This window comes from Paenibacillus sp. Y930 (assembly GCF_056786375.1).
The window spans coordinates 28653-40834 of record NZ_JBXCIX010000006.1 but is presented as its reverse complement, the minus strand read 5'-3'; the positions used below and the strand labels follow the sequence as shown (position 1 = coordinate 40834).

Annotated in this window: 7 protein-coding genes; all 7 read right to left on the bottom strand. The window is 40.2% G+C overall.

The window, feature by feature from the left end; all coding sequences use genetic code 11:
- Positions 1-34: 34 nt before the first annotated feature.
- A complete protein-coding gene (gyrA, locus tag AC1TO5_RS16945; protein WP_482064021.1) occupies positions 35-2497 on the bottom strand; it encodes a DNA gyrase subunit A in 2463 nt (820 codons plus the stop codon).
- A gap of 270 nt (positions 2498-2767) precedes the next feature.
- On the bottom strand, positions 2768-4735 hold the full coding sequence (gene parE, locus AC1TO5_RS16940; protein ID WP_482064020.1) for a DNA topoisomerase IV subunit B: 1968 nt from the start codon (positions 4733-4735) through the stop codon (positions 2768-2770).
- A 362-nt stretch (positions 4736-5097) separates the two neighbouring features.
- Positions 5098-6294, bottom strand: a complete 1197-nt coding sequence (locus tag AC1TO5_RS16935; protein WP_482064019.1) for a M14 family zinc carboxypeptidase — start codon at positions 6292-6294, stop codon at positions 5098-5100.
- Positions 6295-6778: 484 nt separating this feature from the next.
- Positions 6779-7060 carry a YqkE family protein gene (locus AC1TO5_RS16930; RefSeq protein WP_482064018.1) on the bottom strand — a complete coding sequence of 94 codons (282 nt, stop codon included), beginning with the start codon at positions 7058-7060 and terminating at the stop codon, positions 6779-6781.
- 37 nt (positions 7061-7097) lie between these two features.
- A complete protein-coding gene (gene purT / locus AC1TO5_RS16925; protein WP_482064017.1) occupies positions 7098-8282 on the bottom strand; it encodes a formate-dependent phosphoribosylglycinamide formyltransferase in 1185 nt (394 codons plus the stop codon).
- A gap of 104 nt (positions 8283-8386) precedes the next feature.
- Complete coding sequence (locus tag AC1TO5_RS16920; RefSeq protein ID WP_482064016.1) at positions 8387-10210, bottom strand: ABC transporter ATP-binding protein; 1824 nt, start codon at positions 10208-10210, stop codon at positions 8387-8389.
- A 14-nt stretch (positions 10211-10224) separates the two neighbouring features.
- Positions 10225-11994 carry an ABC transporter ATP-binding protein gene (locus tag AC1TO5_RS16915; protein WP_482064015.1) on the bottom strand — a complete coding sequence of 590 codons (1770 nt, stop codon included), beginning with the start codon at positions 11992-11994 and terminating at the stop codon, positions 10225-10227.
- Between the last annotated feature and the right edge of the window lie 188 nt (positions 11995-12182).

The following is a 12182-nucleotide window of genomic DNA, read 5'->3' as shown; positions in this document are numbered from 1 at the left end:
CCATTTAATATTGATATTACTATTTATCTAATCGTTACAGATCAGTTTTTGCTATTCCCTTTAACTCTTTAAGCTGAAACAATATTCTAATAGAGTCATCTTTATCGAACGTAAATATTGCTCGTCCGATTGCTTTGCGTTCTTCTATAATTGTACGTTCAGAGTCTACGACATATTTAACAGCTTTTTCAGTAAATGCTGAGATCTGAATTGGCTCACGACAATAGAATGCTGCAAATAGCTTCTGTCCGTTCGTACGAACACGTTTACCCTCTTTGAACTCGAAGGTTTGCACACCTTTACCACCACGAGCTTGAATCGGATAATCGAGTAACAATGTACGTTTACCGTGACCAGTGTCGGAGATGACAAGAACTTCACCCTCATCATTATCAACCCAAAGTGCTGATGCAATCTCATCATCTGCTTTTAAGCTAATTCCTTTAACGCCGCCAGCCGTTCGGCCCATCGCATTCACTTCACTTTCAGCAAAACGAATGGACATTCCTTGTGCAGTAACTAGCATCAAATCTAATGTACTGTCACTTAATACTACCGTAACAATTTCATCTCCATCCGATACTTTGCAAGCCGCAATCGCTGTCGAACGAGTCGTTGCATATTCCTTCAACTCTGTTCGTTTTACTTGGCCACGCTTCGTAACAAAGACGAGACTTTTCTCAATGTTCAAATCTCTAATAGGAATGACCGTTACAATGCTATCATCTTTCGCTAGTGGAATGATGTTAACGATTGCTGTACCGGTATCCTTCCATTTGAACTCTGGAATCTGATGAACGGGCAGTAGGAAATACTGTCCTTTTTTCGTAAATAAAAGCAAGTTATCTAGCGTGTTCACTTGCAGCAATTCACGAATCACATCGCCTTCCTTCACACCAGAGCCTTCAAGCTCAGCACCTGATCGCGTATAAGAAAGCATATTCGTCCGCTTCACATAGCCCTCGTGACTTAATGTAACAAGAACATCTTCTGAATTAACGAGCACTTCAAGATTAACTTTCAGCTCTTCCACTTCGCTCTGGATAGATGAACGACGCGGAATTTCATACGTTGACTTGATTTCTAGTAGCTCCTGCTGGATAACAGCAATTAGTTTCTTGGAATTATCAAGAATAGAACGCAAATACTTAATTTTCTTCATCGTCTCTGCATGTTCTTTTTCCAAAGAATTAACTTCAAGATTCGTTAAGCGATATAATTGTAATGTAAGAATAGCGTCAGCTTGTCGTTCACTGAACTGATATTTTGCCATTAAGTTATCACTAGCATCTCCACGATTTTTCGAAGCTTTAATCGTTTCGATAATCTCGTCAAGTAGATTAAGTGCTTTTACGAGACCTTCTAGCACATGGGCACGGTCTTCAGCTTTTTCAAGATCGTATTTGGTACGTAGCGTAACGATTTCCTTCTGATGCTCGATATAAGCAGCAATCATTGAAAGGATACCTAATTGTTGCGGAGCTTTATTAACAATCGCAACCATATTAAAGTTATACGTAACCTGCAAATCTGTTTTTTTGAACAAATAAGCAAGAATACCTGTAGCATCAGTATCCTTCTTCAGCTCGACAACAATTCTTAATCCATTACGACCACTCTCATCACGAACTTCAGCGATACCATCTACTTTTTTCTCAAGTCGAATATTTTCCATCGCCGTTACAAGGCGTGATTTCACAACTTGATAAGGAATTTCCGTAATAACAATTTGCTGTTTGCCACCGCGAAGCGTTTCGATCTCTGTTTTGGAACGTACGTAAATACGTCCTTTACCTCTTTCATATGCGTCGCGTATCCCATCTTCCCCCATAATAATACCACCGGTAGGGAAATCTGGACCTTTAACAATTTGCATAATTTCAGGAAGCTCAATCGCAGGATTATTCATGTAAGCAATACTTGCATCAATAATCTCACCGAGATGATGTGGAGGTATTTCCGTTGCAAAACCAGCGGATATTCCACTAGCACCGTTAGCTAACAAGTTGGGATAACGTGACGGTAATACGACAGGCTCCTTGTTTGTATTATCAAAATTATCTTTGAATAATACAGTACGCTTTTCAATATCGCGTAATAGTTCCATCGCAATCTTCGACAAGCGCGCTTCCGTATAACGCATCGCTGCTGCAGGATCATCATCTTGTGATCCCCAGTTACCATGACCATCGACAAGCGTATAGCCCATCTTCCATGGCTGCGCCATTCTCACCATACCATCGTAGATCGATGAATCACCGTGGGGATGATAGTTACCCATTACATCACCGACTGTTTTCGCTGATTTACGATATGGCTTATCAGGTGTATTACCTGAATCGTACATGGCATATAAAATACGACGCTGTACTGGCTTTAAGCCATCACGCACATCGGGAATCGCGCGATCTTGAATAATATATTTGGAATAGCGTCCGAAGCGGTCCCCTACCACTTCTTCAAGAAACGCAGGTAAAAATTCTTCTAAAGTACTCATAATCCTCGCTCCTTAAACTTTTCAGCATGGCTACGAAATATTTGTATTACTATTTAAATAAAGGTTCAAAACGTGGGCTTTCGCAAGTCGAGCAGGTGAAACGCTACTTGAGAAAGGCGGAAGCGCAAGTGTACGTTTTTGTACACGCGAACCTAAGATGTTTCTGAAAGAAACATACCTCGAAAGCATTAGTTCGTTTCAGATGCGATGTCGAATATGCTACGTCAGCATACTCATCGTTATCAAAGCCCACGTTTTGAATTACCTTACCTACTCAACATAATCTGTGAAGTCTACGTTCTCAATGATCCAGCGCTTACGAGGATCTACTTTATCTCCCATAAGAGTAGATACACGACGTTCTGCCTTAGCGGCATCTTCGATCTGAACTTGCAGCAACGTACGCGTCTCAGGATCCATTGTCGTTTCCCAAAGCTGATCAGGGTTCATCTCACCAAGACCTTTATAACGCTGTAGTTCGAAGCCTTTATTCATTTCTTTCGTATAATTTTGTAACTCTTCGTCGGTCCAAGCATATCGAATCGTATTCAGCTTACCTGATTTGCGAGTTACTTTATATAAAGGCGGCTGTGCAATAAAGACACGACCCGTATCAATTAATGGCTTCATATAGCGATAGAAAAATGTAAGTAGCAATACTTGGATATGGGCGCCATCAGTATCGGCATCGGTCATAATAATTACTTTACTATAATTACTTTCCTCAGCTTCAAATTCAGAACCAACACCAGCTCCAATCGCCGCTATAATCGCACGATACTCTTCATTTTTCAAAATATCAGCAAGCTTTGATTTCTCAGGATTCATCGGCTTACCTTTAAGCGGTAAAATCGCTTGATGCTTCGAATCTCGACCTTGCTTTGCTGATCCTCCCGCAGAGTCACCCTCTACGATGAACAGCTCATTACGCGAGGAATCTTTCGATTGCGCAGGCGTCAGCTTACCTCCCAGATTGGAGCTTTCACTACGTTTCTTCCCTGTGCGAATTTCTTCACGTGCTTTGCGTGCCGCTTCACGAGCTCTTGCAGCTTGTACAGCTTTTTTCAGAAGAGATTGACCAACCTGTGGATTTTCCTCAAGAAAAACGTTCATACGCTCAGTTACAATGGCATCAACCGTACCACGTGCAGATGAGCTTCCGAGTTGATCCTTCGTCTGACCAACAAATTCAACCTCAGACATCTTCGTATTAATGACCACCATCATACCTTCACGAAGATCATTACCATCGAGGTTTTTATCCTTTTCTTTGAGAATAGCTACCTTACGAGCATAATCATTCATGACTCGGGTATAGGCAGCCTTGAAACCTGTCTCATGCGTACCGCCGCCACGAGTTGGAATCGAGTTGACAAATGATACAATCGTCTCCGTATAACCATCGTTATATTGAAGCGCGATTTCAACTTCAATATCTTCCTTCTCACCAGCAAAATGGACAACATCATGCAAAACCGATTTGCCTTCATTCAAAAATTCGACAAATTGCTTTGCTCCACCTTCGTAATGGAATATATCGATTGTACCCGTACGGTCGTCTTTAATCGTAACTTTAAACCCAGAGTTAAGAAAAGCAATTTCTTGCAATCGCTCTGCTAATGTATCGTAATTGAAGTGAATACCGTTAGCGAACACTTTAATATCTGGTTTAAATGTAACCTTTGTTCCTGTACGATTCGTATTTCCAGTCACTTCTAGAGTAGAAACTGGCTCTCCGACATGCTCTTTGCCTTTTTTGTCAATCCAATATTCAAACCGTTGCTTATGAATTTTACCTTCACGGAAAATTTCTACTTCAAGCCATTCCGATAGTGCATTCGTAACAGAAGCGCCTACGCCATGCAATCCACCAGACTTCTTATATCCTGCGCCGCCAAACTTTCCACCCGCGTGTAAAATTGTAAATACGACTTGTGGTGTAGGAATTCCCGATTTGTGCATCCCTGTTGGAATTCCTCGACCATTATCATGAATGGTAATTGAACCATTTTTATGTAAAGTCACTTCTATCGCTGAACAATGCTTTGCCAAATGCTCATCTACAGCATTGTCGATAATTTCCCATACCAAATGATGAAGTCCTGAACTGCCTGTACTACCAATATACATACCTGGTCGTTTCCTTACAGCTGTTAAGCCTTCAAGAATTTGAATATCATCCGCACCATAATCTTCGCTCTTTGTAACTGTATTAAAAAGATCGATATGCTCTGTCATGATCTTCCCCCAATCAACTACCTGTCTTTGTCTTTTCTTTCGTTTCAATTCATATTCGCCGCCGACTAAGCTATGTTAGCATAGCAAACATAATAACATCATACTCGCAATACTGCCAATTAGGCAAACGCTAATCCCAATTTTTGTGAACGGTAAATGATTCATAGTATAATTCTGTCAACACACCGATACGAACGTATATTCTACATTACATTACACTACAACAGATAAGATAGCAAATAAGCAATTGAGCAGCTCATTTACAATAAAAAAAGCCTCAGCTCCCCATGATTCCATCACGGAAAGCCGAAGCTTCACTTATTCATCGTATCCAACTTTTATCACATCCAACTTTCAACGCATCAAGCATTTACACTTTTCATTGATTCCAAAATAATAGCTTTTGTAGCATCATACACATCATTAAATTGATCTAGTGGCAATGGATTTGTGCCCAATCCTAATTCGATCGTGAATCCAGGTCTACGCCAATCTTGAATAAACCAATCTTTATAACCAGCTGTACTGTTCACCGTTCGAACAGCATTGTATCCACTCGCTTGTGCCATTCGATTAGCAATCATTTCTGATTCAGGTGGTTCTAACCCTTGGAAGCCCCAATATATCTCTTCTCCTTGTGTATGCAAAGCTAACACTTGATTGAAATTTCTCTCTTTCGTCAGATTAGCAAGAGCAATCACTTCTGGTTCCGTTAGCGGAGCTGTGCCTGAGTAATCTCGCGGCGCCGGCTCTTGTGGGCCTTGAACAGCATCAACCTCCCATAACGCTGGGAACTGTTTATTAAGATCAATACCATTAATATTTGCTTTCCACCCTTGAAAATTAGTACTTTCATCATTGATATTATATACATTCGAACGAAACGGCTCCTTCTCAGGCAACCCATTCAATACAAGATTAACACCATCTGGATTAACCATAGGCACGAAAGAGAAGGTATGTGTCTTGTAGCTTGGATAAACGCTTTGGCCATTCAATGTTCCACTATTCGTTAAAGCGAGCAAGAAATCATTAATAAAAGTCATCAACGATGCAGCAGTAATCCATTCATTCGCATGCATTGCCGCGTTATAATGTAGCTCTGATGGTCCTGTTCCTAGACGTAGTTCTAATATATCTTTACCCATTACAGATGTTCCGATCGAATTCACCGTTAACATCGGATATACTTCCATCAGCCTCATCGCATCTTGATAAAAATGCTCATATGTGTAATTTTTGTTCGCATTGATTATTCTACCAACGATGCGCCGAGGCAATCTTATTTTAGATCCAATATGCAATTGATCAGCTTCTAGATTAGGATTACTCTGTAACAAAAGATTAACAGTAATGTTGTTACGCTTAGCAATTTGCCAGATCGTATCGCCCGCTACAATTTCATATTCATACCATTCGTAGCCAGGTATTACGACAACATCCCCAATTTGCAATTCATCGCCCAGATCTGGATTTGCATCGATAATTAGTCCGATCGGGATTTCGAACATGACACTATAATTCCATAGTGTGTCGCCTTGTCGAACCGATATTTCCATCCGTCACCCACTCCATTCTAAGTCCTCTGCTTCTAGCATATGACAGTTGCCTAGAAATCGTGAATGTTATTAACAGCGCAAAAAGTTACATTAACTACGCTTAATTGCCATGTCAACAGACTATTAAAGAAACTTTTTCTTTATTTCGCCGTGCTTGATAGCACCATTCAGCGCTTATTAAAGGTACTTTTGGCTTTGTTATGGCGTAGTAGCTACATTCAGCGCAAACGAGTGTATAACGTCCTCTGAGTCCTCGATAACTCATAATAAGCGAAAAACGTAGGAATAACGTCCTTACAGTCCGCAAGTTTCGTTAATAGGTGTGAGGTGCACTGAGAGTACTGGTATTGCGGATCGATGCGCAATGTGCTGAATGGAGCTTAGCTAGAAAATCACAGCACAAAAAAACTGCTCTAAAAGTCATATTATAACGACTCTCAGAGCAGTCCAACTTACCTTAATACTAAAGCATTACTTATATCTGTTACTTATATTTACTCCAATTTGTATCACTATTGTTAAGCAAATAGTCAAAATCATTTTCAAGTCGCTTCTGCTCTAAGCGTTGTTGCTCCGCTTTCGCCTCGGCTTCCTTGTTTTTACGATCTTGATCCGCTTGTACAAGTGCGTCACTTTGTGCTTTCAACTTTTCCAGCACATCACTACCGAGTAAATCCTTCAAGCTTGATCCACTTGTCGTGTTAGATTCATTTTTGCTGCTCGTAAATTCCTTTTGCTTTGTTACCTTTTTCTGTTTCTTACCCATTGTTTCACCTACTTAATTTCTTATAATCAAAGTCCACTTATTGAACTATCTCTTCAATGAATAATGATTTTGCTGCTCTGGTTGCATAGCTTCTCGCTTCATCCGTATTATCTCCACTAGAAAGTGCTACCGCCATGCGACGACCTACTGTAGTCTCGGGCTTGCCGAATATGCGAACCGTAGTATTAGGCACAGATAATGCTTCTTCTACTCCACCAATCATAAAATGCTTTGATTCCATCGTTGCTTTTAACGTATGTGATGCACCTGGCGTCAATTGGCGAATGGTAGGTATAGGATAGCCTAGAATAGCACGAACATGCAAGGCAAACTGCGAATAATCTTGCGTTGCCATCGTCACCATTCCAGTATCATGTGGACGGGGCGATACTTCACTGAACAATACGCCATCCTTCGTTAGAAATAGTTCTACACCGTAAATACCATAACCACCTAATTCATCAGTAATCGTTCGTGCAATCTGCTCTGCTTCAACAATCTGAGCTTCAGACATCTCATGTGGTTGCCATGATTCGATATAATCGCCATCACGTTGAATATGACCAATTGGATTACAGAAGCTCGTTCCAGATGCGCTGCGAACGGTCAACAACGTGATTTCTGATTCGAATTGAACGAAACCTTCCACAATAATACGTTGTTTCTGCGTTCTTCCGCCTTCCATAGCATACTTCCAGCATACTTCTATATCTTCCTCAGAACGACATACACTTTGTCCTTTTCCTGAAGAGCTCATCAGAGGTTTAATGACACATGGAAAACCAAGTTGCACTGTCGCTTCACGTAATTGATCTAATGATTCAGCAAATTGATAAGGTGCTGTAGGTAAAGCGAGTGTTTCCGCAGCTAATCTGCGAATACCTTCACGATCCATTGTAAGCTGCGCGGCACGAGCAGTTGGAATAACACGATGACCTTCTAACTCTAATTGTACTAACATATCAGTCGCTATCGCTTCGATTTCAGGGACAATATAATCAGGTTTTTCAGCTTCAATGACTTGGCGCAAAGCTTCTCCATCCTGCATATTAATAACATAAGAGCGATGGGCTACTTGCATAGCAGGAGCATGCTCATAACGATCTACCGCTATCGTTTCTACACCAAGACGCTGTGCTTCCAGAACAACTTCTTTACCTAACTCTCCAGAACCTAATAAAAGCAATTTACGAGCTTTATTTGAATATGGTGCTCCATACATAAAAAAAGAACCTCCTGGAATCATATGACTACTCTTTCGAATACTAATATTCGTGAATAGACATTGTTTTCTTCCATTATTGAGGTTCTTCGTAGAAAAATCAACTATAAATAACGATATTGTGCTTGGATGAGTCCATAATATACGCCTTTTTCTTGCATCAATCGTTGGTGATTACCTTGTTCGACGATTTGACCATGATCTAGCACGATAATATCATCAGCATGACGAATCGTAGATAGTCGGTGAGCGATCATGAACGATGTTCTGCCTTTCAGCAGCACCTTCAATGCAGCTTGAATTTTCAATTCTGTATCGGTATCAATGCTCGCCGTAGCCTCATCAAGAATAAGAATTTTCGGATCAGACAATAACGCTCTAGCAAATGATAATAATTGTCTTTGACCCATAGATAACATATTGCCCCGCTCTTCTACTTGCGTATCGTAGCCATCTGGCAAACTCATAATAAATTCATGAGCGTTAACAGCTTGCGCTACCTTTACAATCTGATCATGAGTCGCATCTAATTTACCATAACGAATATTATCTTTGATCGTTCCTGAGAAGATGAACGTATCTTGCATCACAAGACCTACCTGTGTTCGCAAACTGTCAAATGTAATATCTCGAATGTCGGTATCGTCAATGAGAACCCGTCCTTGTACAGGATCGTAGAAGCGACATAGCAAATTAATAATGGTACTTTTACCCGAGCCAGTATGACCGACCAAAGCGATCGATTGACCAGCTTTCACATCAATCGAAATATTTTTCAGTGCAGGTCTACCAGGTTCATATTCAAATACGATATTTTCAAACTTTACATTACCTTCAATATGCGGCAATGCTCCTGCTTCCGTCTTCTGTGCAACATTAGGTTCTTCATCGATAAATTCGAAGATACGCTCTGATGATGCCATCGCGATTAGTAATTGTGAATACATTTGACCAAGACGATTGATCGGCTCCCAGAAGTTACTCATATAGCTTGAGTATGCAACTAACATACCTACTGAGAATACTCCAATCTGAATAAGATGAGTACCGTACCAGAATAGTATACAAGTACCGATCGCAGAAGTGATCTCAATAATCGGACCAAACGCCTGATTCATTGCTGATGCTTTATTCCAAGATTTCAAGTTAGATGCATTCATATCTTTGAAAAATTTGATATTGTTCTCTTCTTGTACATAAGCTTGCGTCACTTTCATCCCTTGAATACTTTCATTCAAATGTGAGTTAATGCGCGAGTTTTTCATCCGAACATCCTGCCAAGCAAACCGAATCCGTTTCCGCAATGAAGTAGACACAATAAACATGAGCGGAACAGTAATCATAACTGCCAAGCCTAGCTTAATGTTAATCGCCAGCAAGATCACTACGATACCTACTAATTGAACAATATCCATCAATAGATTGACTACACCATTGGTGAACAAATCTTGCAGGGCATTAACATCATTCGTTACACGTACAAGGACTGAACCGGCTGGTCGCTTATCGAAAAAGCGGAATGATAGCTTCTGAATATGAGTGAATATATGGGTACGCAGATCATACAGTACCTTTTGACCAATGATATTCGTATTACGAATTCGAAACTGTGTTGCAAATAACTGAATGAGATACATTCCAAGCATAATTGCGCCTAATAGCCACAGATCACTAGTTAGCCCTGACCCTTTCTTGGGATCAATGACATGGTCAATTCCATAAAAGATAAGTAGTGGTACACCTAGTTTAGTTAATGTACCAATAACCATCATGATGATAACAGGAATAAGTTCACGCTTATAAGGCTTCATGTAAGTAAATAATCGACTAAGCTGTTCCCAGTTAAAACTTTTCTCAATTGCGTCATCATCCGTATATATAAAACGATCATTTTTAATCGTTTCTTCTACTTTTGCTTTTTTCGCCATTTACAAGACCTCCTCTACACTTTCTCACTAACCGCAGAGGCTATTTGTTGCTCTGGCGAATCAGCATATTGTATTTGATATGTGTCTCGGTAAGGTCCATCTTGCGTTAGTAATGATTGATGATTACCACGTTGTACAATATGACCTTCGTCTAACACAATGATCTCATCGGCAAATCTTAACGATGAAATACGATGTGCAATAATAAATGTCGTTCTGCCAGCCATTAGCTCTTTGAAGCCCGCTTGGATATCATGCTCTGTTTCCATATCGACTGCACTGGTCGCATCATCAAGAATGAGAATTTTCGGATTTTTGATAAATGCGCGCGCAATCGCAAGACGTTGTTTCTGTCCACCAGATAGCCCCATGCCTCGTTCCCCTACGACCGTGTCATATCCAAGTGGCATTTCCATAATAAATTCATGGGCTTTCGCAAGCTTTGCTGCACGTTCGACATCCTCTTGTGATAACCCAGAAATACCATAAGAGATATTATCTCTAATAGACGATGAGAAAAGAAAAGTCTCTTGGAATACAGGTGCAATAATCGTACGCAGCGATCCGACATCTAGCTCACGAATATCTTGACCATCAACTGTAATTGAACCTTGCTTAACATCATAGGCACGCATCAGCAATTGAATTATCGTTGATTTACCAGAACCTGTTGCTCCAAGTAAACCAATGACTGACCCAGCAGGAGCGTGTAAGTCAATATCCGTTACAGCAGGCTTCTTATCTGGATAGTTAAATGTTACATGGTTAAACTTAACTTCACCCACAACATCTTGAGCATGAAGTACTTTTGCATGCGCTTTATTCTTCACTTTAATCGGCTCTGCTAGTAGATTTAACACGCGTTCACTAGAAGCCTTGAATTGCGTGTAGTTATTAATATGGAACCCTAGTCCCCACATTGGACCAATAATGAACCAGATTAAATTAAAAGAAGCAACAAACTGACCAAGCGTTAAAGAACCATTGATAACCATCGTACCACCCGCTACAAGCAGAATAATGACACATAGGTTAGCGACAAGTTCCATCATCGGGAAATACTGTGCCCATTTGGCTGACGCATTAATTTGATTCTTCTGAAAAGCAACACTTCGCTCTGAAAACTTGTCAACTTCAAAGCCTTCTCGAGCATACGACTTAACGGTACGAACGCCTGTAATATTTTCTTGTACAGCCGTTGTCAGATTACTCATCGCTTTACGCATCTCTCTAAATATTGGATGAATCCGACTTTCAAAGCGGAAAGCAAGAAATAGCAATAACGGAAGTGGTAACAACGTAATTAATGTTAACTTCCAACTGAAAACCATCATCATTGTTCCGCCTAAAACTGCCATTAAGAACACATTCAATAATTGCGCAAAGCCAAAGCCAATAAAGTTACGAATAGCTTCCAAATCCGCCGTTAAACGTGACATCAAATCTCCCGTTTTTGCCTTATCATAATATTGATAAGACAGCGTATTCAACTTCTCATACAATGCATTTCTCATTCTAGTAGCGACTCGATTACCTAATCTACCACCACAGAAACCATGTAAAAACTGATTGATTGCCTTAAATGTTACAACGCCTACAACTAATAACGCAATTGGTACAACGAGTTCAAAATTCTCCTTCAAAATAATCTCGTCGATCAAATACTTCATAAGGTAAGGCTGAGCAAGACCTACTCCAGTAGCAAGAACGAGGAAAAACAATGATCCTACAATAAATTTCTTCTCTGGTAGATAGAAGGCTTTCAGCTGCCTCAGTATTTCCAAGACGGTCAACTCCCCACATTTGTTTAATATGCAAGAATCTTATCAACTCCTGCAAAGAACAGCAAACTGCAATTTGTAGCGTTTCCAACTATGTGAACTCTTAATATGGCAAATGAGTGAACATAGTTTAACTTTACTCTCAATTGATGGTACTTAGTAGCTAATATGTTCGTATTGCTCCATTTTTG